18 protein-coding genes are annotated in these 23,502 nt (G+C 57.0%); 8 read left to right on the top strand and 10 right to left on the bottom strand.

Annotated elements, in window-relative coordinates:
• Positions 1 to 285 precede the first annotated feature (285 nt).
• The 4 genes from ACR3EP_RS18410 to ACR3EP_RS18395 all read left to right on the top strand — a co-directional run bounded on the left by ACR3EP_RS18410 (position 286) and on the right by ACR3EP_RS18395 (position 7,292).
• Positions 286 to 2,763: a heavy metal translocating P-type ATPase gene (locus tag ACR3EP_RS18410; RefSeq protein WP_480638904.1), complete on the top strand. Its 2,478-nt coding sequence runs from the start codon at positions 286 to 288 to the stop codon at positions 2,761 to 2,763.
• Positions 2,760 to 3,149, top strand: a complete 390-nt coding sequence (gene cueR, locus ACR3EP_RS18405) for a Cu(I)-responsive transcriptional regulator (protein ID WP_480638903.1) — start codon at positions 2,760 to 2,762, stop codon at positions 3,147 to 3,149. The genes ACR3EP_RS18410 and cueR overlap by 4 nt, the downstream gene beginning before the upstream one ends.
• Before the next feature lie 95 nt (positions 3,150 to 3,244).
• Complete coding sequence (locus ACR3EP_RS18400) at positions 3,245 to 4,117, top strand: NAD(P)-dependent oxidoreductase (RefSeq protein WP_170350845.1); 873 nt, start codon at positions 3,245 to 3,247, stop codon at positions 4,115 to 4,117.
• A 109-nt stretch (positions 4,118 to 4,226) separates the two neighbouring features.
• Complete coding sequence (locus ACR3EP_RS18395) at positions 4,227 to 7,292, top strand: aminotransferase class III-fold pyridoxal phosphate-dependent enzyme (RefSeq protein ID WP_480638902.1); 3,066 nt, start codon at positions 4,227 to 4,229, stop codon at positions 7,290 to 7,292.
• 50 nt (positions 7,293 to 7,342) lie between these two features.
• Here ACR3EP_RS18395 and ACR3EP_RS18390 read toward each other — a convergent pair whose 3' ends face one another.
• Positions 7,343 to 7,819: a hypothetical protein gene (locus ACR3EP_RS18390; RefSeq protein ID WP_226689632.1), complete on the bottom strand. Its 477-nt coding sequence runs from the start codon at positions 7,817 to 7,819 to the stop codon at positions 7,343 to 7,345.
• Entirely contained in the window at positions 7,816 to 7,983 is a 168-nt protein-coding gene (gene hemP, locus ACR3EP_RS18385) for a hemin uptake protein HemP (RefSeq protein WP_170350842.1), read from the bottom strand. Before hemP ends, ACR3EP_RS18390 begins: the two co-directional genes overlap by 4 nt.
• Positions 7,984 to 8,208: 225 nt before the next feature.
• Here hemP and gph point away from each other — a divergent pair, with 225 nt between their 5' ends.
• From gph to ACR3EP_RS18370, 3 genes are all read left to right on the top strand, one after another.
• Entirely contained in the window at positions 8,209 to 8,883 is a 675-nt protein-coding gene (gene gph, locus ACR3EP_RS18380; RefSeq protein WP_226689631.1) for a phosphoglycolate phosphatase, read from the top strand.
• 549 nt (positions 8,884 to 9,432) lie between these two features.
• On the top strand, positions 9,433 to 11,325 hold the full coding sequence (locus tag ACR3EP_RS18375) for a DEAD/DEAH box helicase (RefSeq protein ID WP_480638901.1): 1,893 nt from the start codon (positions 9,433 to 9,435) through the stop codon (positions 11,323 to 11,325).
• A 140-nt stretch (positions 11,326 to 11,465) separates the two neighbouring features.
• A complete protein-coding gene (locus tag ACR3EP_RS18370; protein ID WP_480638900.1) occupies positions 11,466 to 12,245 on the top strand; it encodes a HalD/BesD family halogenase in 780 nt (259 codons plus the stop codon).
• Between the two features lie 112 nt (positions 12,246 to 12,357).
• On the opposite strand, the gene ACR3EP_RS18365 is transcribed toward ACR3EP_RS18370, so the two are convergent.
• Complete coding sequence (locus tag ACR3EP_RS18365; protein WP_480638899.1) at positions 12,358 to 12,957, bottom strand: TetR/AcrR family transcriptional regulator; 600 nt, start codon at positions 12,955 to 12,957, stop codon at positions 12,358 to 12,360.
• A gap of 171 nt (positions 12,958 to 13,128) precedes the next feature.
• On the opposite strand from ACR3EP_RS18365, the gene ACR3EP_RS18360 reads away from it, so the two are divergent.
• Positions 13,129 to 14,523 carry an aminotransferase gene (locus ACR3EP_RS18360; protein WP_480638898.1) on the top strand — a complete coding sequence of 465 codons (1,395 nt, stop codon included), beginning with the start codon at positions 13,129 to 13,131 and terminating at the stop codon, positions 14,521 to 14,523.
• Between the two features lie 63 nt (positions 14,524 to 14,586).
• Here the strand turns inward: ACR3EP_RS18360 and ACR3EP_RS18355 are convergent, their stop codons facing one another.
• From ACR3EP_RS18355 to ACR3EP_RS18325, 7 genes are all read right to left on the bottom strand, one after another.
• Complete coding sequence (locus ACR3EP_RS18355; protein ID WP_480638897.1) at positions 14,587 to 16,155, bottom strand: trimethylamine methyltransferase family protein; 1,569 nt, start codon at positions 16,153 to 16,155, stop codon at positions 14,587 to 14,589.
• A gap of 25 nt (positions 16,156 to 16,180) precedes the next feature.
• Complete coding sequence (locus ACR3EP_RS18350; RefSeq protein ID WP_170552878.1) at positions 16,181 to 17,380, bottom strand: aromatic ring-hydroxylating oxygenase subunit alpha; 1,200 nt, start codon at positions 17,378 to 17,380, stop codon at positions 16,181 to 16,183.
• A gap of 8 nt (positions 17,381 to 17,388) precedes the next feature.
• Positions 17,389 to 19,455, bottom strand: a complete 2,067-nt coding sequence (locus tag ACR3EP_RS18345) for an oxidoreductase (protein ID WP_480638896.1) — start codon at positions 19,453 to 19,455, stop codon at positions 17,389 to 17,391.
• A gap of 93 nt (positions 19,456 to 19,548) precedes the next feature.
• Entirely contained in the window at positions 19,549 to 20,604 is a 1,056-nt protein-coding gene (locus ACR3EP_RS18340; protein WP_170413609.1) for an ABC transporter substrate-binding protein, read from the bottom strand.
• Complete coding sequence (locus tag ACR3EP_RS18335) at positions 20,601 to 21,716, bottom strand: ABC transporter ATP-binding protein (protein WP_170362043.1); 1,116 nt, start codon at positions 21,714 to 21,716, stop codon at positions 20,601 to 20,603. The genes ACR3EP_RS18340 and ACR3EP_RS18335 overlap by 4 nt, the downstream gene beginning before the upstream one ends.
• Positions 21,717 to 21,736: 20 nt before the next feature.
• Positions 21,737 to 22,531, bottom strand: a complete 795-nt coding sequence (locus ACR3EP_RS18330; protein ID WP_170350831.1) for an ABC transporter permease — start codon at positions 22,529 to 22,531, stop codon at positions 21,737 to 21,739.
• Positions 22,528 to 23,391 (bottom strand): ABC transporter permease, encoded by an 864-nt coding sequence (locus ACR3EP_RS18325; RefSeq protein ID WP_170362042.1) that lies wholly within the window; start codon positions 23,389 to 23,391, stop codon positions 22,528 to 22,530. The genes ACR3EP_RS18330 and ACR3EP_RS18325 overlap by 4 nt, the downstream gene beginning before the upstream one ends.
• Positions 23,392 to 23,502 lie beyond the last annotated feature (111 nt).

The raw sequence follows: 23,502 nt of genomic DNA, 5'->3' as shown, positions 1-23,502 counted from the left end.
ATCAGATAATAGGGTCCACAACCATGCTACGCTTTGCCTTGAATGTTGTTCATCTCGGCCTGATTGGGGCACTGTTGCTGGCTATGGGCCTTGCGTTGGCGTTTTTTGCCTCGCCTGAATCCGTGCGTTCCCCTCTTCCCTTTTTGCACGATTCCCTTTTGCTTGATCAGCTATCGAACAAGTGATCTGCGCTGCGGAATTCTACGGAAATCTGACATGACCCCTTGACCTTCCCGTGACTGGAACCCTCATTTGGAGGGTAAAAGTGACGATAGGATGAGTCGGATGGCTGCGCCGCAGACAACTCAGTTGAAAATCTCAGGCATGGGATGTGCCTCTTGCGTCGGTCGGGTGGAAAGCGCCTTGCTGGATGTGCCGGGTGTGTCTGACGCCTCGGTCAATTTTGCGACGGAAACCGCGCAGGTTACCTATGACGGCCAGGTCAGCGGTTTGATCAACGCCCTGTCGCATGCCGGATATCCCGCAGCAACCCGGCAAACGAGCCTGAAGATCGCCGGTATGAGCTGCGCCTCGTGCGTCTCTAAAATCGAGCGCGCGCTGAAAGCTGATCCGGCAGTGGTCGACGCTCAGGTCAATCTGGCCACGGAAAGCGCGCAAATCACCTATGTCGACGGCGCAACCGATCCACAGGTGCTGGCGAAACGCTGCGAAGAGGCCGGGTATCCGGCGCGCGTGGCGGACGCCGCCGACCCCCAGGCCGATGGGCGCAAAACCGAAGAGGTCCATGCGCTGACCCGCGCCACCCTGTTTGCCGCCATCCTGGCCCTGCCCGTGTTCGTATTAGAGATGGGCGGGCATATGATCCCGGCTTTCCATCACTGGGTGCAGGCAAGCATCGGCACACAAACCAGCCATCTGATCCAATTCGCGCTGACCTCAGTGATTTTGCTGGGGCCCGGGCGGGTTTTCTACGCAAAGGGCATCCCCTCGCTGCTGCGCGGATCGCCGGATATGAATGCGCTTGTGGCTTTGGGCACGGGCGCGGCGTACTTGTTCTCGGCCACGGCCACCTTTGCGCCGCAAATCCTACCGCAGGGCAGCGCAAACGTGTATTTCGAGGCCGCCTCGGTCATCGTCGTTTTGATCTTGCTGGGTCGCGTGATGGAAGCCCGCGCTAAGGGCCGCACCGGGGCCGCAATCCGCAAACTGGTAGGCTTGCAACCCAAAACCGCGCGGGTCGAAATGGACGGTCGCTTCATCGACCGTCCGATCGCCGACATTACTGTTGGGGACATCCTGCAAATCCGCCCAGGTGAGCGGGTTCCTGTGGACGCAGAGGTGCTTGAAGGCACCTCCTACGTGGATGAAAGCATGATCACGGGCGAGCCCGTTCCTGTGGGCAAATCCCCAACCGATCAGGTTGTTGGCGGAACGGTCAACGGCACCGGCGCGCTGCGTCTGCGCGCCACGCGGGTCGGGGCTGATACGGTTCTGGCGCAGGTCATTCGGATGGTCGAACAGGCGCAAGGGGCCAAGCTGCCGATTCAGGGGTTGGTCGACCGGATCACCGCATGGTTCGTGCCGGTGGTCATCGCCGTCGCACTGCTGACGATTGTCGTCTGGCTGATCTTTGGCCCTGTGCCTGCGCTGCCGATGGCACTGGTCACCGGGGTCTCGGTCCTGATCATTGCCTGCCCCTGCGCGATGGGTCTGGCGACGCCGACCTCGATCATGGTCGGCACCGGGCGCGCGGCTGAACTGGGAGTTTTGTTCCGCAAAGGCGATGCGCTGCAGCAATTGCAGCAGGCTAAGGTCATCGCGCTAGACAAGACCGGAACCCTGACGCTGGGGCGGCCCCAACTGGAAAGCGTTACCACCACGAACGGCTTTGATCGCGACACCGTTCTGCGGTTGGCCGCAGCGGTAGAGGCGCAGTCAGAACACCCCATTGCCACCGCAATCACCCGCGCGGGTCCGGACGATCTGCCCGCAATTTCCGCGTTTAAATCCCTAACCGGGCTAGGCGTTCAAGCGACGGCCGACGGACACGATCTGTTGATCGGGTCGCCGCGGCTGATGGCGCAGAACGGGGTGGGCTTAACCACCCTGACTGCCGAGGCCGATTTGCGCTCCAGCGAAGGTGCCACACCTCTGTTCGTCGCCATTGACGGTCAGGCGGCGGCTCTATTGGCGGTTTCGGACCCGGTGAAACCCGGCACGCAGGACGCGTTAGAACGATTGCATGCAATGGGCCTGAAACTGGCGATGGTGACCGGCGACAATGCCCGCACTGCACAAGCGCTGGCCGACAGGCTGGGCATCGATCATGTCACGGCCGAGGTTTTGCCGGACGGTAAACTGGCCGCGATCACCGCGCTGCGAGAACAATTCGGCGCATTGGCGTTTGTCGGCGACGGTATTAACGACGCCCCAGCGTTGGCGGCGGCGGATATCGGCGTGGCCATCGGAACCGGCACTGACGTGGCGATTGAAACGGCGGATGTGGTGTTGATGTCGGGTGATCTGCGCGGTGTGGCCAATGCGGTCGAGATCAGCCGCCGCACCATGCGCAACATTCGCCAGAACCTGGGCTGGGCCTTTGGTTACAACATCCTGCTGATCCCGGTGGCCGCTGGGGTGCTGTTCCCGTTCAGCGGGCATCTGTTGTCCCCTGCCCTCGCTGCCGGGGCAATGGCGTTGTCCAGCATCTTCGTGGTCGCCAACGCGCTGCGCCTGCGCCGTGTCCGGGCTGCGCTGCCCGAAACATCCCAAGACCACACATCCCAAACGGTGACGCCATGAATATCGGAGACGTTGCAACCCAGACCGGCCTGCCCGCCAAGACGATCCGGTATTACGAGGATATCGGCCTGATCAAACCTATGCGGGACGACAACGGCTATCGCCGGTTCCGTGAACAGGACGTGCATAAGCTGAACTTTCTGGGCCGCGCCCGCGCTCTGGGGTTCACGATTGAGGATTGCCGCACTCTGATGGCCCTTTATGAGGATGAAACCCGCGCCAGTGCCGATGTCAAAAAGGTTGCCCGCGCGCATCTGGTGCAGATCGAAACCAAGATCGCCGACCTCAACGCGATGCGCGATACGCTGGGCCACCTGATCGACGCCTGTGCCGGAGATGACCGGCCTGATTGTCCGATCCTGCAGGATTTGGGTGGCAAACCCTGACACGGGGTTGCTCTTTGCGCGTGGCTTTGCTTTGTCTCTGCCTGGCAATCCGGCCCGCCAAATGAAATGGCCCGGACAACAGAGAGGATCACAATATGGCAAAAGTTGCGTTTCTGGGTTTGGGCGTCATGGGCTATCCAATGGCCGGTCACCTGCAGGCGGCGGGCCATGAAGTAACCGTATACAATCGCACTGCTGCAAAGGCCGAAGCCTGGGTTGCCCAACATGGTGGCGCGATGGCAACCACCCCGAAAGAAGCCGCCCAGGGCGCGGAGTTCGTCATGGCCTGCGTCGGCAACGATGATGACCTGCGGATGGTCTGCACGGGTGAAAATGGTGCCTTTGACGGAATGGCCGACGGCACAACTTTCGTTGATCACACCACCGTTTCCGCCAAGGTGACCCGTGAGCTTTATGCGGCGGGCCAAAGCAAGGGTATCGCATTTGTGGACGCCCCGATCTCGGGCGGTCAGGCGGGAGCCGAGAATGGCGTCTTGTCGATCATGTGCGGTGGTGATCAGGCCGCCTATGATGCGGCTGAACCGATCATGCAGGTCTATTCCAAGATCTGCCGTCGGATCGGCGACAGCGGCGCAGGGCAGATGACCAAGATGAGCAACCAGATCGCCATTGCCGGTCTGGTTCAGGGTCTCAGCGAAGCGCTACATTTCGCTGAAAAAGCCGGATTGGACGGTCGATCCGTTGTTGAGGTGATCAGCCAGGGCGCTGCGGGCAGCTGGCAGATGGCGAATCGCTATGAAACCATGCTGGATGATCATTTCGAACACGGTTTTGCGGTTGACTGGATGCGCAAGGATCTGGGGATTTGCCTTGAGACGGCAAACGAAACCGGGGCGTCCCTGCCGGTTACGGCGTTGGTCGATCAATTCTACAAAGATGTGCAAAAGCTGGGCGGCGGACGGTGGGATACATCTTCGCTGTTCAAGCGGTTGCGCGCGTTGGACTGACGGCATTGGGGGGCTGTCTGCCCCCTTTTGGACCGTTCGGCCAATTCACCCCCGAGGATATTTTCGGCCAGATGAAGGGGAACCTCGTGAAAATTGGACAGGGAAGCGTATGAGCGACTTGACCGTATTCTGGGCGGATGCCCTGCGCGCCCATTGGGGGCTGGACGCCAAGCTGACGCGGCTGGATGGCGAATATGATCTGAACTTTATGGTGCGGGCTACCAATGGTCAGGATTACGTACTGAAAGTCATGCGCCCCGGATGCGAAGCAGAGTTCGTTGATCTGCAGGTCAAGGCATTGGCCCATATCGCGGGTGAAGCGCCGGGGCTGCCATTCCCTCAGGTCTATCCCGCCCTTACCGGGGCGCAGCTGCCGCAAATTGCCGATCAGCAAGGGCAGATGCGGCTGGTCTGGTTGCTGGAATGCCTGCCGGGGCAATGTTACGCTAAGGCCGCGCCTAAATCCGAGGCGTTGATCTTAAAATTGGGGCGTGTTCTGGGTGCCACCGACAAAGCGTTGGAGCGGTTTACCCATGACGGGCTGCATCGTGCAGATTTCAAATGGGACCTTACGCAAGCCGGTTGGATCGCCGATCGGCTGGATGCGATCACTGATCCTGCTCGTCGGGTTTTGCTGTCCGAGATTTGTGACCAGTTCGCGGCGATCTCGGGTTCGTTGGCGGAACTGCCGAAACAGGCGATCCATAATGACGTCAACGACTACAACATTCTGGTTGAGGGCGAACTGGGTCAGCGTCAGAGTATCTCGGGCCTGATTGATCTGGGCGATATGTGTGCTGCGCCGCGTGTCTGTGATCTGGCGATTGCGGGGGCCTATATCGTTCTGGATCACCCCAAGCCGGAACGCGCGCTTGCCGCTCTTGTGCAGGGCTATCACGCGGCTAATCGGCTGCGCCCCGATGAGATTGATTTGATCTGGCCCTTGCTGCGGATGCGGCTGGCGGTGTCGGTTGTAAACTCGACCCTTATGGCGATTGAGAACCCGGACGATCCTTATGTGACGATCAGTCAGGCCCCCGCATGGCGGTTCCTTGAGAATGCAGGCGTGAACGGTGACCTGATGGCGGCGCGGCTACGAACGGCCTGCGGTTTGCCCGTTACTGACGGGGCCGAACGCATCCACGCCTATCTGTCCGAACATCGCGGCCAGTTCGCCTTGATGTTCAATCAGGATCTAAGCGATGCGCCCATGGGCTCGCTGTCGGTTGAGAACTCGACCTGGCCGCAGAACCCGTTCCACATGCCACTGGAAGAGGCCGCGCGTGTGGGTGAGGAATTTGGCCAAGGCCTTTGGTTGGGCTATTACAACGAACCCCGCCTGATCTATGCCGAGCCCGGGTTCCGCAAGGGGTCCTGGAAGGCTTCGGACCGGCGCACCGTGCATTTGGCGGTGGATGTGTTTGCCCTGGCAGGCACCGTGCTGCACGCGCCGATGAGCGGCCGGGTCGAAGCGGTCGAGAACCGCGACGCCCATTTGGACTATGGCGGCGTCGTGATCCTGCATCATGAAACGCCTGAAGGTGACCCATTCTATACGCTTTATGGCCATCTGGACCCCGAGGTTTGCGACCGGCTGAAACCCGGCGATCCGGTGGCGCAGGGGGCGGCCTTTGCCCGGCTGGGGGACGCTAGTCAGAATGGCGGCTGGGCCCCACATGTGCATTTCCAGCTGGCCCTGACCACGGATGGAATGCAGACCGACTGGCCCGGTGTCGGCGATCCCGATGAGATGGAGCTGTGGCACGCCGTCTGCCCCAACCCCGCGGCGCTGTTGAACCTGCCGGAGGAGAAAGTGTTCTATCGCCCCACCGACAAGCAAGCGATCCTGCAGGGGCGGCACGATCATTTCGGCGGCAACCTCAGCCTGACCTATGACGATCCGGTCATGCTGGTGCGCGGTTGGAAACATCACCTGTTCGACGAATGGGGGCGACCCTATCTGGACGCCTACAACAACGTGCCCCATGTGGGCCACGCGCATCCGCGAATTCAGGCGGTGGCGGCGGATCAGCTGAAGCGAATGAATTCAAATACGCGCTATCTGCACCCTGCCCAGACGGCCTTTGCCAACAAGATTCTCTCGAAACTGCCGGATCATTTCGAGGTCTGCTTTTTTGTCAATTCAGGCACCGAGGCGAACGAGTTAGCCTTGCGTCTGGCCCGCGCTCATACCGGCGCCAAGGGCATTGTCACCCCGGATCACGGCTATCATGGCAACACCAACGCGGCTGTTGCGATCTCGGCCTATAAGTTCAACAAACCCGGCGGTGTCGGTCAGGCCGACTGGGTCGAGCTGGTTGAGGTTGCCGACGACTATCGCGGGTCATTCAAACGTGACGACCCGGACCGCGCTACAAAATTCGCGAATTTTGTAGACCCTGCAATCGCTGCTCTGCAAGACAAGGGGCACGGGGTCGCAGGTTTCATTGCCGAGACCTTCCCCTCGGTCGGCGGCCAAATCATTCCGCCCAAAGGTTACCTGCCAGCGGTATATGAGAAAATCCGCGCTGCGGGCGGTGTGTGCATTGCCGATGAAGTACAAACCGGGCTTGGGCGACTGGGTGAGTACTATTTCGGCTTTGAACATCAAGGCGCGCTGCCGGACATCGTCGTCATGGGCAAACCTATCGGTAACGGCCATCCACTGGGCGTACTGGTTACGACCAAGGAAATCGCCCAGAGCTTTGACAACGGGATCGAGTTCTTTTCAACCTTTGGCGGCTCGACCCTGTCATGCCGGATCGGCAAGGAGGTGCTGGACATCGTCGATGACGAAGGCCTGCAGGACAACGCCCGCGATATGGGCGCGCGCCTGATGGATGGTCTGCGTCAGATTGAATACGATTTCGGATGCGTTGGCGATGTGCGAGGAATGGGCCTGTTCCTTGGGGTTGAGCTGATCAACCCGGATGGGTCCGAGGGCACCGAAATCTGCAAATACGTCAAAAACCGGATGCGCGATCATCGTATTCTGATCGGCAGCGAAGGGCCCAAGGACAACATCCTGAAAATCCGCCCACCGCTGACGATCGAGGCCGAGGACGTCGACATGATCCTCTGGGCTTTGCGGGACGTTTTGACCGGAGTGGGTGATTTCACCCCTGCCGCAGCCTGCGATCACGGGCATCACCATGCTGGGTGCGGGTGCTGCTGAGAAATAAACCCCGGCCTAGGGAGGGCCGGGGTTCTGCGCCACGCTGCTGCCTAATGCAGCAGGGCTGCGGGGGGTTGGTGCCCGGTTGTGGGCAGCGGAATCGACGCGGTCATGCGTCGCAGCGCCAGTCCAAGTTGTTCTGATAATGAGGCCAGAGCGGGGGCAAAATCCGGTCGCACAATCAGGGACGCCATCATCATCGCGTCTTCACGGGACCCTTCCGAAGCCGCCGCGATCATCTGCGCAAAGCAATTTTCGTCAGCGCCAAGACAAGAACACCCCAATCCGTGACGGATCAACGGGCGGCGCCCGTGATGCGCGCACAGCGAACACAGGCGGTCAAGCGACATCATCGCAGCGCGCCCGCATTCTGCGCCCAACGCAATTTCAAAATCGCTGGCGGCATCTGCGCGGCCCTGGGCACCATCACCCCAAAGCCGCAAGTACATCACGGCTCCGGCTTCGACGGGGCCAAGGTCAGTTAAGCGGCCAACAGCCGCCCCACCCCGAGAGGAAGTTTCGCTCATTTCGTCAGGATCAATTTGCCTGCGCGGGTGATGCGCAGCGTATACAGCTGGTCGCCCAATTCGATATGGGCCAGGTTACCGCCATTGGTCAGTTCTTCGGCCTTATGCGATGGCAGCATGGATACAGCATAGGATTGGCTGGGATTCGGGGTCTGCATATTCATCAGGACAACTCCAGAGGGGGCTGGGGCGAAATGCCTTAATCTGTTCGCGTTTTACTTGATCTGGCTGACCCTGACAGGGGTTGGCTGTGGACTTGAATAATAATCTGATTAAAATAGTCAGGTATGTCAAGGCCCGTTCTGGTGAATTCTCCAACCTCGCACGATTGCACCAAAAATTCAGGCAGGGTACCACTTTCTCAGAATATCAAACCAAGGGGGCAGCCAATGGCCGCGACTATCATGTTTGACCTAGATGGAACGCTCGTGGACAGTCTTCCTGATCTTGCAGCGGCCGCGAACAATATGTTGCGTGACGCCGGCGTAGCGCCCTTATCACAGGACCAGATCAAACAATTTGTTGGCAACGGGCTACCCAAACTGGTCGAGCGTGTGATTGAGCATTGCGACCTGCCGATGGTCCAGCACGGTGATCTGACCCGGTTGACGCTTGCCCATTACAACGCCGCCTCCAGCGATAAAACCGTGGTCTATCCCGGTGTGCTGCAGGCGCTGAAGCATTTGCGTGACATGGGCTGCGTTCTGGGGGTTTGTACCAACAAACCCGAAGCCCCTGCCCGCCATGTGCTTGAGGCGATGGGGCTTGCACCCCATTTCGATGCCGTCCTTGGCGGTGACAGCCTGAACACCCGCAAACCCGACCCGGCCCATCTTGAGGCCAGCTTTGCCGCCGTTACCACAGCCGGTCCGCAGTTGTTTGTCGGAGATAGCGAGGTGGATGCCGAAACCGCTCAACGTGCACAAGTGCCGTTTTTGTTGTTCACCGAAGGTTATCGAAAATCACCGGTTGCCGACATTCCACATACAGCAAGCTACGACCGATCCTCTGAATTGCCCAAACTGGTTGCACAAGTACTGCTATCTCTGGAGCAAAGCGCCTGAGAGCCTATTTCTAGAGGGGGATCGAAACGGGTCGCGGCCAGTGACTGAGGGGCCGGCCGAGGGGGTAAGTAGCCAGCCCCTCACAGGGGAAAAGTGGTATCGTCCGATATGACCCGTTCGATAAAACACAGTTAACGAATCGGCCTGAATTTCGATATAGGGGGTTTCCCGTAGCGCGCCGGACAGTGTTGAAATCACAGTTAATTTTTTCGCCCATTTTGGCGCAAACAGGGGTTTTGCCCTGAAAACAGATAAAATAGGCGAACCCTTAGCGCGCTTGTAAGGCAGGACCGTGCGGCTGCATGTCCTACCGGGCAAATGACGTTGGACGGTACAGTCCACCACCTTGGCGTTGAACTGGAAAATCCGCTGGATCACAGATTTTTTTGGAACACACCGCGCGACTGTGGTCGAAAAATCCGCCGGTTCAGCGGCCATTCATCTTCCACTCTATACATCCGGTTCGTCTCTCGGTAAGGAGCGTGCTTCGACAATGATCCGTGTGTTGGACGCTCTGAGGGTGACCGCATCACCCAAGAGAGCCGAGCTATGAAACAGACAATCGCAGATGCGCTGAAGCGCAAAGGATATGATACCCTGACCCCGGTCCAGGAGGCCGTGTCCGCACCTGAATTGCAAGGAAAGGACCTGCTGGTTTCGGCACAGACAGGATCGGGAAAAACCATCGGGTTCGGCCTGGCCATCGCGCCGACCATTTTGGGCGATGCGCAGGTTTTCGGCACCTCAGACGCGCCTTTGGCACTGGTGATTGCGCCAACGCGAGAGCTGGCAATGCAGGTCAAACGCGAATTGGGATGGCTTTACGCCGACGCGGGCGTGTTCATTGCCTCATGTGTTGGCGGAATGGATATGCGCGACGAACGCCGGGCCCTGTCACGTGGGGCGCATATCGTGGTCGCGACACCGGGGCGTTTGCGCGATCATATCATGCGCGGGTCGATTGATCTGACGGCCGTGCGCGCTGTGGTTTTGGATGAAGCCGACGAAATGCTTGACCTTGGGTTCCGCGAGGATCTGGAGTTCATTCTCGACGAAACGCCCACAGACCGACAAACACTGTTGTTTTCCGCCACGGTTCCGCGCGCCATTGCCACCCTTGCCACCCGGTATCAACGGGATGCCGAGCGTGTAAGCACCGTCAGTGAACGGACGCAACACGCCGATATCGAATACCGTGCAATGAATGTGGCCCCGCGCGATGGTGAAAACGCGATCATCAACGTGCTGCGTTATTACGAGGCCCCGAACGCCATCGTCTTTTGCAACACACGTGCGATGGTTGCACGCCTGACTGCCCGCTTGTCGAACCGTGGATTCTCGGTTGTGGCTTTGTCCGGTGAACTGACCCAAAGCGAACGCTCAAATGCCCTGCAGGCCATGCGCGACGGGCGTGCCCGCGTCTGTGTGGCGACCGACGTGGCCGCGCGCGGGATTGACCTGCCGAATCTGGATCTGGTGATCCATGCCGAACTGCCCAACAGTCACGAAACTCTTCTGCACCGTTCAGGTCGAACCGGGCGCGCGGGGCGCAAAGGGGTCAGCGCCCTGATCGTCGCACCGGCTTCGTTCAAAAAGGCTCAACGGCTGTTGAAATTCGCCAAACTGACTGCTGATTGGGGTCCGGCACCTTCCGCAGACGCAGTCAACGCACAGGATCTACAGCGGATGTTCGGCTCGGACGACTGGCAGGTGGATCTCGTCGAGAGCGAGCGCACATCGGTCGACGAACTGGTGGCCAGATTCTCGCCGGGACAACTCGCCGCGGCCTATGTCCGTCAATACAAACGTCAGCATTCTGCACCGGAAGAATTAAGCGACGTCAAAACCACAGGGACAAAGTCAGAGGCACCTTTTGGTCCGAGTGTGTGGTTTTCGCTGTCGGAAGGACGCAACGATAACGCGTCTCCGCGCTATATTCTTCCCATGGTGTGCAAGGCAGGGAACATCACCAAATCCGATATCGGCGCGATCCGTATCGCTGACGATGTGACCTATATCGAAATTCGCGAAAGCAGCGTTTCCGGGTTTTTGGACGCGATCGGACCTGAGATGAAGGTCGAGGGCACAAAAGACATCGTGCGGCTGGACACGGCCCCCGACTTTTCGAAACCGTCAAAGACAGGCCCAAAACGAGGCGTGAAAGGCAAGAGAGACCCGCAAAAGTCTGAGCGCAGACCGCCTCGCCTTGTCGATCCACAGCCTGCGAAGGCGCGAAAAAAGACGGCATCAAAGCCGCCTGAGAAAGCCAAAGTCGACACTAAGCCCAAGCGCGATGGCGATAGCCTAAGCAGTAAAGGCAAAAAACCAAACCGCGGCCCAAAGGGCCCGCCGCCGCCCAAGGGTAAGCCAAACAGCAAGAAAAACCGCGCACGCGCTGCCGCGGCAAAGGGCGGCAATTCTGTACCGAGACGTTCTAAGTAAGCTGAAACGATCCCCAACCCGAATTCGCCTGGGTTCGTTCTTGGGAGGCAAACAAGCCGCACTGAAAAAGCAGCTTTTCTCGCGCTGTCAGAAAAGGTTTAATCCACCCGTTCTAAGCTTTTGCTAAATGGGTCAGTGGCATGAATATTGCAGACATCGTCGACTTTGGGCGTTACCCTCTGGGAATTGCAGATTTCGGTACGAAGGCAAGATCGTCACTGAATGAAAACGGTGTCTTGGTCCTTGAGGAATTCATCCGCCCCAAGGCACTGGCAATGATGCAAGCCGAGGGTTTGACGGGACAAGACCAGGCATATTTCTGCACTCAAAGCCACTCGGTCTACCTAACGCCGCCAAATCCAGAGTTTGACGCATCACACCCGGCAAATCGTCAAGTGGAGTCGTCCAAAGGATGTATCTGCGACGACGTGGTGTCACCGACATCGCCCCTGCGCACCCTGTATAACGACCCATCATTCCACAGCTTCATCAAGCAGGTCACGGGCGAGGCTGAATTGCACCCTTATGTCGATCCGCTGTCGTCTATCAACATTCACTATGCAACCCGCGGACAAGAACTCGGTTGGCATTTCGACAATTCCTCGTTCGCAATCACATTGCTGATCCAGAAACCCGACGCCGGTAGCCGTTTCGAATATGTAAAGGACCTGCGGGACGCGAGCGCAGGCGACATGAACTATGAAGGTGTCAGGGCCGTTCTGGACAAAGAATTGAAGCCACAAATCCTGAACATGGATCAAGGCACGCTGGTTCTGTTTCGCGGTAGGAACTCCATTCACCGGGTCTCACCGAATGAGAGTGACAAGACAAGAATGCTCGCCGTGTTGGCCTATAACTCGGAACCTGATGTGGAACTGTCAGAGAGTGCCCGCATGACCTTTTACGGTCGATTGAACTGACGTCGGCTTACTGCAATGCAGTACGAACATGCGCGAGATGGGACCTGGAAGGCCGCCAGTTTTTCCATTGAGTCCAATTCTGAGGTGGCTCGCAGAAGCGCCGTCTCTCAAATTAAGATATTGATTTAAAATCAAAATGACCTGGAAGCATCGACTGCAAGACAAACAAGCAGATTTTCAAAGCCTCTCGGGGTTTGAAAATATCTGAGTGCAAATGGAAGTCGGTCCAGAGCCCTTCCAACAAAGCAATCAATGCATCTGTTGCAAGTTTGGCGTCTACGTCTTTGTACCCACCTTCGCTTATGATTTGCTGCAACAGCTCAAGGATCACTGCCCTGAAACTTTTGTCCCGCGAGTCGATGAAAGGAAATATGTCGGGGTTCGAGAGCGCTTCGGCCCGAAATGAAAACCAGATCGCGACGTCCCGTGCGTTCAGGACCAAAGGGTCGAAATCCGCCTTGAGGATTGAGATCAACTTGTCCGCAGGGCCTAATTCCGGACTGTCCGCGATTGTTTTCCACTGCCCGGCATAGCGCGCTGACAACTCCTCGGCCACGGCAAGCAGCAATTTCTCTTTGGAACCAAAGTGCAGGTTCACCATCCCCCTCGACAGTCCTGACAGCTCCTGGATTCTGGCCGAGGTCGTGCCGCGAATACCGTATTTATGGATGGCATCCGCAGCCGCCTGAATCAGCTGCTGTCGGTTCTGCAACTTACTCAGATCGCGGGCATTGGTCGGAGTATCGGCCTCGAGAGTAATCTTGTTTTTCCTTCGCTGGGGTGTTCGCCTTTGCTTTCTCGCATCTAGTGAACCGGAAGTTCAAGGATTGACATTGAATGAATGTTTGTTCATTTTGTGATATATATTACATCAAGGTGCCCCATGACTCTGTTCAACTCCGACTTTCAGTCCGTACGTGACTGGGACAACGAACACTTCCTGCATCCATGGGAAGGGATGTCATTCCTTGGCCAAAATGAACGAACCTTTGCCGAAAGTGGCCAAGGCGTTCACATCGTGACAGAGGGCGGAAAACGCTTGATTGACGGACCTGCGGGGATGTGGTGCGTTCAATTGGGCTATGGGAACGCTGAAATTGCCGATGCGATGGCCCAGCAAGCGAAAGAGATGGCGTATTTTTCGCCCTTCAACAACGCCAACTCGGCCCCAGCCCGGCTGGCACATGAGATCGCCAAAAGAACGCCGGGTGACCTGAACCATGTGTTCTTTACAACCGGCGGCTCAACAGCCGTTGATAGCGCCCTGCGGTTTGTGCAGTTCCGCAATAACCTGCTTGGCAAACCTGAAAAAAAGATCGTGATATCGCGGCAAAAGGCCTATCACGGTTCGACTTATTTGGCGGCCTCAGTATCTGGAAAAGAGCGCGACAAAGGGTGGTTGGACCAGGCCTCTCACCTGACGCGCTTCCTGCCGAATGTGAACCCGTACACGCGCCGCGCCGATCAAACGGTTGAAGATTTTCTAGACGAAAAAATCGCTGATCTAGAGAACATGATCCTGGAAACCGGCCCTGACAAGGTCGCGGCTTTCATCGCTGAACCGATCCTATGTTCTGGTGGGGTCATCGTGCCTCCGCAGGGGTATCATCAGCGCTGCTTGGACATCTGCCGGAAATACGATGTCCTGAATATTTCAGATGAGGTTGTGACTGGATTTGGGCGGCTTGGGCATTGGTTTGCATCCGAAGACGTCTTTGGCATTCAACCAGATATCATCACCTGCGCCAAAGGTATGACGTCTGGCTATGTCCCCATGGGGGCCTGCATTATCTCTGATCGACTGATCGCAGATGTCTGTGGTGAGAACGCGCCGGAGGCTACGTTTTCAAACGGGTTCACCTATTCGGGCCACCCGGTAAGCGCGGCGGCTGGTTTGAAAACCATCGAAATCATGGAGCGCGACGGTATTCTGGAACATGTCCGCGCGCTTACGCCGCTGTTCGAAGAACGCCTTCAGGCTCTGGCGGCCTTGCCGCTTGTGGGTGACGCCCGAGGTATGGGGCTGGTTGGCTGCGTCGAATGCGTTGCTGATGCTAATGCTGACAATCTTTTGGACCTTGATAAGTCTGTTGGCGCATTGATTGACCAGCATTGCCAGGAAAACGGGCTGATCCTGCGACCGATCATCAACATGTGCGTGTTTTCCCCACCGCTGATCATCACGGAAGGCGAGTTGAACCGGATGTTCGATATCCTTGAGAAAGGTATTCGGTTGGCGACTGAAGACCTGACACAGCAGGGTGCGTTTAAGGCTTAGAAGCCGTCTTGATGCGGCATCACTATTTTACAAGTTTCAATGCCGCATCGCCTTCCGCTGTCCTCAACCCGCCTGCATCGCCTCAGGCGGTAATTTAATCGGAAACTTGGCCCGCACCTCTGCATCAGCCTTGCTGCCAAAGTAGTTCGGATAGTGATTGGATAGGATGTCGTCCACCACCGACCGACTCCTCTCAAACATGTCCTGTCGACCTGCCTTTTCCCAAGTATCGGTCAGTTCCCGATCCAGCAGGGTCGGGTAGACATATTCCGTCTCCATATATTGCAGGGTCTGCGCGTTACCAAGGAAATGACCCGGATCAATTGCGCATTCATGGATAACGTCGATCGAAAGCGTGTCGTCGCTCACCTCGATCCCGCGCAGCGTTCGCGAGATCATGCCCGCAGCCTCGTTGTCGATGACCATGGACTCAAAGCTGCAGCCCATCAGACTGCCAAGCATACCGCCAAATTCGCAGAGCCTGTTGGCACCGGCATGCGCCGCCAATGCAAAGGTCAGTGCCTTTTCCAAGCCGTATTGCGCATCCGGGATTTTGGAATCCGTCATACCACACCCAACACTGGTCGGCAGGTTATAGAAATTGCCCATCTGGATGGCCGCAGCTGAAATTAACGCCTGTTCGCCACTGCCGCCAGTAAAGGACCCAGTACGCAAGTCGGTGATGAAAGGCCAAGCTGCAAAGACGACCGGAGTGCCCGGATTGATGAGGTTCGCAATAGCGACGCAAGACAAGGTCTCAGCAACCGCTTGCGCTAAGGTTCCTGCCAAAGGCGCCGGCGAAGTCGCCCCGGCCTGTGGGGGAACGGCAAGATCGCACACCAGCCCCATCTTCGCCGTATCGATCAAGATTTCCAGATTTTCGCGCCCGAACCTAAGCGGGGATACGATGGGACAGCCTCCAAAGATGACCGAGGGCTTTTCAAGGAACTTGCCCTCGCCACCCGATGCCAGATCGAACAGATGGATCGCATCCTGAATGTGCTCGCGGGTTCTGAAGGTCAGGCAGGAAGGTTTTTCGCTGCCTGCCAGAATGGCGTAGAGCATGCTCATGTCATGCTCATAATCCTGTGGCACATCCGTCGCCAAAACCGTGTCACCGGTCATGTGAATATTATCGAGCCGGTCGACCAAGCGGGTGAAGTCGTAAATATCCTTAAGCGTTGATGGCCTGTAACTGCGAGTCTCGGCATCAAAGGTTGTCACCGCCGTGCCGGAATTTGCGTAATACACCTTGTCCTTGGTGCAGTGCATGTCGTCCTTACCGGCCCGCGATCCGCGTGCATGGACAAAGAATTCACTGGCGGCTTTGGCCAACAGATCTTCCATCAAGGCGCGAGGAAAGCACAACCTGCCGTGCGCGTTCAATGTCGCCCCTTTTGGCACCACAAGATCGAGAACTTCCTGCGTTGGGTCCCCCACGCCTGTGCGTTCCAGAATGCTAAGCGCGGCCTCGTGAATGCGCGACATGTCCGCGTCTGACAGGGGCTTGTATCGCCCACCCGAAATACCCGGCCAGATTGCTTGCGAGGCTGCGTTGCTGGTTCGCACGGCTGCGCGTGCCTCACGCCCGCCCCCGCGCCGTCTTGATCTGCGCTGCGTTAGCTCTGTCATGTTCTTTCTCCGAATTTTGCGCGTCTCAGATCATGCTGAAGTAGTTGCGATAGAAGCCCGAAATGCTCCATTCCATCTCGGACAATGGCCCGGGGACGAAATGGTGCGAGTTCACGCCTTCCTGATTGTGCCGGATGATCCGTTCGTCATCGAGCGATGTGACATGCCACAGCCATGTCAGGGTATCCTTGTCATAGTCGCGCCCCTCTTCGGCGTCGCCGCGAACGTACCAGACGATCTGAATATCGGTGTCTTGCAGAGCACGCGGCACGAACCGATACCCGACAACGTGATCGGCATAGACGAGGAAATAGTTTAGCGTACCGATCCCCAGATCGGTGGCCCCGCCGTCTTGGGATTTCAGCTCACCCAATGGCGGCGCCAAGGGCGCGCCATCCTTGCTGCCGGTCAAGTAGCCGGGGAACAGTGGGTAACGCCGCCAATAGACATCTGCGCCCGGTGCGACTGCGTTTTCTCCAGTCAGATCAAGCTCCTCGAGGGGAACCCCGGCTTCTTTCATCCGCTCGTGCAGTGCCCCGCTGAACTCGAGAACCTGGGCCGGATCTTTCAAGGAATGACTGCGCGAATAGTCCTGATGAGATGGCGCGCAGTGATAACATTCCAAGTAATTCTCCAGAGCAAGCTTCCAGTTCGCCGGAACCGGGTATGAGGCCTCATGGGCAATCTTCAGATTCTCAAAACCGAACGGCTTTGACAGCGGGGCCAGCCTATCCAAAGCGGCGTCCAGCGGCGGCGCGTCTTCGGACGGGCAAACAAAAATCAGACCCTGAAATATCTTTACCTGAACCGGAAACAAACCGTACTGGCCCGGGTCAAAATCCGCCCCCATTGACCGCCCGTTTCTGAGCTTACCGTTCAGGTCAAAGGTCCACGCGTGATAGGGACAGATGAAGTTTCGCGCCTTGCCTTTCTGTTCAATGCAAACGCGCGATCCCCGATGGCGGCAAACATTTAGATGCGCGCGCACCTCACCCTCGCGATCCCGAACGATGATGATGGATTCAGGCCCGTAGTCGAACAGGAAATAGTCGCCCGGCTCGGCAATCTGGCTGATATGTCCGACCCAGATCCAGTTGCGATTCCAGAACGTGCTGATATCGTTTTCGTATACTGCCTGAGACGTATAGAAATGGCGCGGCAAGGCGAACCCTTCCCGCTGCGCTTCCATCAAGTCGCGCATTACTTGCAAGTCATCTTTTGGCATAGCGCACCTCATGCAGATTCAAGGGAAACGATTTCCCGACGGAAAAATTCACGGTCGATATCGCCCGCGTCGCGTTCAAAATTCCGGGCTGCCATGTGGCCCGAATAAACAGCGTCAGCGATCAAACCGGGGTTTGCCGCATCACCGATCAGTTCCAGACTTGTCAGTGGCTTGTCGGGCAAATTTCGCAGTTCCTCATAAAGGGCAGTCTCGCGCGCGCGCTGCGTGACCAAAACAACTGATGCGCACTCGACGCTTTGTTCGCGTCCGGTATAGGCGCATTGAACTCTCGCCAATCCGGGCGTGATTTCGACCAGGGTCTGGGACAACACCAGCCGAACACCTTTTTCCAACAAGCCGCGTTGCACTTTGACCTGTTCCAAGGTCAATTCAGTGAAAGGCGAAACCATCGAGGCCGGGGTTACAAAGACGACCTCTCGCCCGGCTTGCGCCAGATGATCCGCCAACACGCCACCGAGATAGGCCTGATCATCATCGTAGACCATAATCGGGCCATCCCCCGGCATTACCCCTGACATGATGTCGTCCGGAGTGAATACTTGAGAGCCTGACTCTATCGATACGCCCCGGAACGCAGACTTCCCGCGACCGTCTCGCCGCCATGACGCGCCAGTTGCCAGAAAGACATTCGGAATGCCCAACTCGACAACCTCGCTTGCTGACAAGCGACTGTCGGTGAACAGTTGCACGTTCCCGCGTTGCTGCAAGTCATAGATCCTGTGATCTGTAACGCGCTTCCATGCGGATAGCCCGGCCAGACCAGATTCCTGCAACACGCGACCACCAAGCTCTTGCTTGGCTTCGGCCAGGGTTACGTCATAGCCCCGACGCGCCAATTGCATCGCGCATTCAAGCCCGGCGGGACCGCTGCCGACAACAAGCGCGGCTTCTTCTTTTCCTCGGCTCTCTATGATTTCAGGATGCCATTTCCGGCGCCACTCCTCCCCCATCGTCGGGTTTTGAGTACACCGGATAGGAACGCCCAGCGCGTCAGAGGACACACAGATATTGCAGCCAATACACTCGCGAATTTCCTCGATCCGACCTTCCTTTATTTTGTTGGGAAGAAACGGGTCGGCAATGGATGGTCGCGCTGCGCCGATGAAATCAAGGATACCTTTCCTGACAAGTGACACCATCAAGTCCGGAGACGTGAAACGCCCGACACCCACAACAGGCTTGGACGTCACCTGTTTGACGAATTCAATATATGAGGTTTGAAAACCGTCGCGGGGCTCAAAACGTGTCGTCGCCGAGTCATTGCTCCAGTCCGCGACGTTGACGTCCCATAGGTCTGGCAGGTCTGCCAACAATTCGACTACGGCACGGCCTTCTTCCTGCGCCTGCATCCCGTCTGACCCCAGCATTTCATCAACTGCGAAACGCAAGGCGATAGCACACTCATCCCCGACCTCTTCTTTGGTTTCTTCCAGAAGCTCTCGGGTTAAGCGCACTCGGTTCTCCAACGAGCCTCCGTATTCATCCGTTCGGTCATTGAACTGAGGCAGCAGAAAATGATGCGGCAGGGTCATGTGATGACCGGCATAAACATACACGATGTCAAAGCCCGCCTCGCGCGACCGCCGCGCCGCCGCGCGGTGCCACTCGCGAAACTCGCGAATGTCCGACTTATCCATCGCCCGAGCCTGTTTGGGATACGCTGTTTGCAAGGCAAGTTCTGACGGACCTAGCAAAGGTGCGCGGCTCAGGTGGTTCTGCGCATGGTGGCCGTTATGTGCCAATTCAATGGCCGCCAACGAACCCTTGGCATGAACTGCATCGGTCATCAAGCGCAGCGCTGGAATATCCCGTTCGTCCCATAGTCGGTTTTCCGCATATGGGGACAAATCTGAAGTGGGATGAATTTCCGTCTCCTGATTGGACACTACGGCCCAACCACCCTCGGCCTTCATTGCCCGCATGCCAGCTTCGGCCTGCGGTCGCAGATGTCCCATACCATTGCAGTGGGGCACCTGATAGAACCGGTTTCGGGCCGATACAGGCCCGATCTGAACCGGTTCAAAGAGAACAGAATATCCGTCAGCGCCTGACATTGTCGCGCTTCCTCCAGAAAATTTGGAAATGGTTCTGTGGGATCGGCGGGCTTTCTAAGGCACCGCCAATCCCAGTTGTGTAGTTAGATGGTTCTAAAAGCCCGCTTTGATGCGCTCGAACTCCTTCAACATCTTCGCTTCAATCTCAGGATTGACCGCGTCGAAGAACAGGCTGCCGTCAAAGAAGCTGTCCACGTCCGAGAACCCGTAGGTCTCAATCAACTCTGGATCAGCTTGCGCAAATGCGTCTTCATTGGCATGGGCATAACCCCAGCTTTCGATGATATACTTACCGCTGGCGGCCGAGCTGAGCGCGTTGAGCATGTCGTAGACCTGTTCATCGGACTGTTTGGCAGACTTCAGATGCACGTAACCGCAGACCCAGGTGGCGATGCCTTTGTCCACATCACGCATCATGACTGCCGGGGTTTCGTTCCAAATCAGGTTCAACTCCGATTGGTTCCAGCCCCAACCCAGGGTCACCTCACCACTGGCAATGGCTTGATCCAGTTGACCTGCATCAGACCAGTAGAAACGTACATTGGGATGAATTGCCCGCAGGTAATCCGCCGCCTTCTGGAACTCCTCTTCGCTCATATCGGAATAGCTTGAGGCACCAGTTGCCAGTGCAGCCATGGCGAACGCGCTCGAGGCTGCATCCGGAACGGCAACCTTGCCCTGATAGGCCGGGTCTAACAACAATTGCAGCGAAACATCATCAGCCGAAATCATGTCGGTGCGGTAGATCAGGCCGGTGTTCCCCCATTCAAAGGGAACCATATAGGTCTGCCCGTCGATCGTGATACCATCGACCTCTTTGATCTTGGGCATCAGTTTGTCCCAGTTTTCCAGCTTGCTGGTGTCAATCGGCTTGATCATATCCGCTGCCACCCATTTTCTCAGGGCGTCCGTACACGGATGGGCCAGATCGGCCTCAAACCCGGATTGAAGCTTGGTGAAAGCCTCTTCGACGCTGCCGAAATAAGTGTAGCTGGGCGGCCCGCCGTATTTTTCGACGTAATCACCAAAGAATCCCTGATCCTCATATCCGGACCAGTCGAAAACGGTCAGATCAGCCGCGTCGGCCAATGCTTGGCTTGCCGTGAAGGTGGCAACCACTGCTGCCGTAAGTGATGCTGTTTTATTCATGTGTTTCCTCCCAAAGATTCACGTTTGCCCAAGTCGATCACCGAGGCGCTTTGAACCCCAAGCCAGACGGTATCGTCGCGGCTGTGATCAACTGTGTGAAAGTAGTTTGGCACTGCAACGGCGATGCTTTCCGGCAACCCGTCGACGCGCACATAATAGTGGACGCTTTCGCCATAGAAGGCGACGTCCGACACCTTGCCCTGAACATGCGCGTCGTACCCATCCGGTTTTTCTGCGCTGATCTCCAATTGCTCGGGGCGAACGCCGACCAATAGATCCATGTCATGCACCTGAACGTTGGGGTTCACCCCGATAGTCATCGAGCCAAACCCTTGAACATTCACGTCCAGCGTGTCGGCGTTCTCAGCAGTCACTTCGGCATTCAGAAAGTTCATCCCGCCGATGAAAGAGGCCACTTCTCGGTTGCACGGTTGGGAATACAGAACCTCGGGCTTGTCGACCTGCTTGAGCTGCCCAGCAAACATGACCCCGATCCGGTCGGACATGGTCATCGCCTCATACTGGTCATGCGTGACCATGACGAAGGTAATGCCAAGCTTTTGCTGCAGGCGGCGCATTTCCAATTGCATCGCTTCGCGCAGGTTTTTGTCCAGCGCGGATAATGGTTCATCCAGCAGCAACACCTTGGGTCGCATGACCAATGCGCGGGCAAGCGCCACACGCTGCCGTTGCCCACCTGACAACTCATTGGCCTTGCGATCCTGCAAGCCGCCGAGTTCCACCATCTCAAGCGCCTCGGCAACGCGTTCCTTGATTTCATTTCGCGACAGCTTTGTCTTTCGCAAGCCGAACCCGACATTGTCACCCACATTCAGGTGCGGAAAGATCGCATAGCTTTGGAACACCATATTGGTGGGCCGTTTGTTGGCAGGAACCTCGCCCATCGTCCGTCCGTCAATCCGGATCTCGCCCTCTTCGTGATCCTGAAACCCTGCGATGATGCGCAATGCCGTTGTCTTTCCGCAGCCCGAAGGCCCAAGAAGCGAAAAGAACTCCCCCTCTTTCAAGGTCAGGTTCAGGTCGGACACGGCCACAAAGGAACCAAAGCGTTTTTCGACGCCCTGTATCTCGATGATGTTCTGTTCGCTCATCAGGTTGGTTTCCTTTGGCTTCAATCTGAGGATTGGATGGAACGGCGGCGAAAATATTCGGCTATCAACAGCAGCAGAACCGAGGACAGCAAAAGCAGCGACCCCAGCGCCAGCGTGTTCGGTAGCTTTGCCGGAAAGCGGATCTGGCTCCAGATATAGACCGGCAATGTCGGGCTGTTGCCAGACAGGAAGAAGGCCAGAACAAACTCGTCGAATGACACGGTGAACGTGACCAAAAGACTGGCGATGATGCCCGGTGCAACGATTGGTAGGGTGACACGCCGAAAGGTTCCCACAACGCTTTCGCCCAGATCAAACGCGGCCTCTTCCAACGACTGGTCGAAATCGTCAAAGGCGGATTTCATGATCGACACGGCAAAGGGCAAGGCCACGAATACATGGCCAAGGATCACTGTTGTCAGCGATGGCTTCAGTCCGACGCTGATGAACAGCACCAGCATGGAACTGGCAACGATAATGCCGGGAACGACCAGCGGGAGCATGACCAGACCTTCGGAGAATTCCCGCCCTTTGAACCGGTACCGGACATAGGCGCGCGCAGCGAAAAGGCCCAGAGACGTCGCCATCAAGGCAGTCACGCTGCCAACGATCAGCGAGTTCACCATCGCTTGAAGCAGTGTGTCCTGCTGACCCAACTGCGCGTACCATTTCAGCGTAAAACCCTTTAAAGGGAAGGCCACGATGGTTCCGTCATTGAACGAAAACAACGGCAAAAGCAGAACCGGCAGGTAGAGAAACACCAGGTAGGCGATCGCGTAAACAAGCAACCATGGGATACGAATGGCCTTGGTCATCTGATCCTCCGCCCCAGAGCGGTGACGACCACCACGAACAGGATTGCAACGCAGCCGACCGAAAGCATGGCAAGCAGAGACAGGGTTGCACCCAAGGGCCAATTATTGGCCGCGCCAAACTGCACCTGGATCAAATTAGCCACCATTTTCCCCTGCGAGCCACCGACCAGGGCCGGCGTGACGTAGTCGCCCACCGTGGGGATGAAGATGATCAAGCAGGCGGCGATGATCCCTGGCACAGTCAGAGGCAAAGTCACGCGCACAAACCGTTCCAGCTTGCTGCACCCAAGGTCGGTTGCGGCCTCTAACAGGCTGCGGTCGATCTTTTGTAGCGACACATAAATCGGCAGGATCGCAAACGGCGCCCATGCATGTGCAAGTGTAAGGACAACGGCGAATTCATTGTAGAGCAGGAAGGTCAGTGGTTCCTGAATCAGCCCCAGCGAAATAAGGGCCGAATTCATCACCCCATTAAAGCCTAGGATCAGTTTCCAACTGAACACCCGCAGCAGGTAGCTGCTCCAAAAAGGAATGGTGATCAGCAATAGCCAGAGGGTCTTTTTCTGCGTCCGAAATGCGATGAAGTAGGCAATCGGATAGGCCAGACCGACTGTTGCCAGCGTCACCGCCCCCGCAATCGCAACCGATCGGATCATAAGATGCCGGACCAGCGGATCGGTGAACGCCTCTTGGTAATTCGCCCATGTCAGCGTGCGATCAATCTCGACATAGGTCTGGGTCCAAAAGCTGTAGGCGACAAGAATGCACAGGGGCACGGCCACAAGCAGACCGACATAGAGCGTCGCAGGCGCGCTCAGTGCCAGGCCCTTGCCCGTTTCACTTCGTATGACTCCAGCCATGCTTCCCTGCTGAACTTTGCTTTCGGTGGCGCGACAATATCGATCACAAAATGGACAATCGTCCATTTAAATCTGGAATTTTAGGGCTAGCTGTGTCAACTGATATTTTCA

Source organism: Ruegeria sp. BB10 (assembly GCF_056535725.1).
The sequence above is the reverse complement of the archived record's forward strand: the minus strand, read 5'-3'. Positions and strand labels throughout refer to the sequence as shown.

Bases quoted from the DNA above. Each gene is read 5' to 3' on its own strand.
- ACR3EP_RS18410 (WP_480638904.1), top strand. From the start codon at position 286: ATGGCTGCGCCGCAGACAACTCAGTTGAAAATCTCAGGCATGGGATGT.
- cueR (WP_480638903.1), top strand. From the start codon at position 2,760: ATGAATATCGGAGACGTTGCAACCCAGACCGGCCTGCCCGCCAAGACG.
- ACR3EP_RS18400 (WP_170350845.1), top strand. From the start codon at position 3,245: ATGGCAAAAGTTGCGTTTCTGGGTTTGGGCGTCATGGGCTATCCAATG.
- ACR3EP_RS18395 (WP_480638902.1), top strand. From the start codon at position 4,227: ATGAGCGACTTGACCGTATTCTGGGCGGATGCCCTGCGCGCCCATTGG.
- ACR3EP_RS18390 (WP_226689632.1), bottom strand. From the start codon at position 7,819: ATGAGCGAAACTTCCTCTCGGGGTGGGGCGGCTGTTGGCCGCTTAACT.
- hemP (WP_170350842.1), bottom strand. From the start codon at position 7,983: ATGAATATGCAGACCCCGAATCCCAGCCAATCCTATGCTGTATCCATG.
- gph (WP_226689631.1), top strand. From the start codon at position 8,209: ATGGCCGCGACTATCATGTTTGACCTAGATGGAACGCTCGTGGACAGT.
- ACR3EP_RS18375 (WP_480638901.1), top strand. From the start codon at position 9,433: ATGAAACAGACAATCGCAGATGCGCTGAAGCGCAAAGGATATGATACC.
- ACR3EP_RS18370 (WP_480638900.1), top strand. From the start codon at position 11,466: ATGAATATTGCAGACATCGTCGACTTTGGGCGTTACCCTCTGGGAATT.
- ACR3EP_RS18360 (WP_480638898.1), top strand. From the start codon at position 13,129: ATGACTCTGTTCAACTCCGACTTTCAGTCCGTACGTGACTGGGACAAC.
- ACR3EP_RS18355 (WP_480638897.1), bottom strand. From the start codon at position 16,155: ATGACAGAGCTAACGCAGCGCAGATCAAGACGGCGCGGGGGCGGGCGT.
- ACR3EP_RS18350 (WP_170552878.1), bottom strand. From the start codon at position 17,380: ATGCCAAAAGATGACTTGCAAGTAATGCGCGACTTGATGGAAGCGCAG.
- ACR3EP_RS18345 (WP_480638896.1), bottom strand. From the start codon at position 19,455: ATGTCAGGCGCTGACGGATATTCTGTTCTCTTTGAACCGGTTCAGATC.
- ACR3EP_RS18340 (WP_170413609.1), bottom strand. From the start codon at position 20,604: ATGAATAAAACAGCATCACTTACGGCAGCAGTGGTTGCCACCTTCACG.
- ACR3EP_RS18335 (WP_170362043.1), bottom strand. From the start codon at position 21,716: ATGAGCGAACAGAACATCATCGAGATACAGGGCGTCGAAAAACGCTTT.
- ACR3EP_RS18330 (WP_170350831.1), bottom strand. From the start codon at position 22,531: ATGACCAAGGCCATTCGTATCCCATGGTTGCTTGTTTACGCGATCGCC.
- ACR3EP_RS18325 (WP_170362042.1), bottom strand. From the start codon at position 23,391: ATGGCTGGAGTCATACGAAGTGAAACGGGCAAGGGCCTGGCACTGAGC.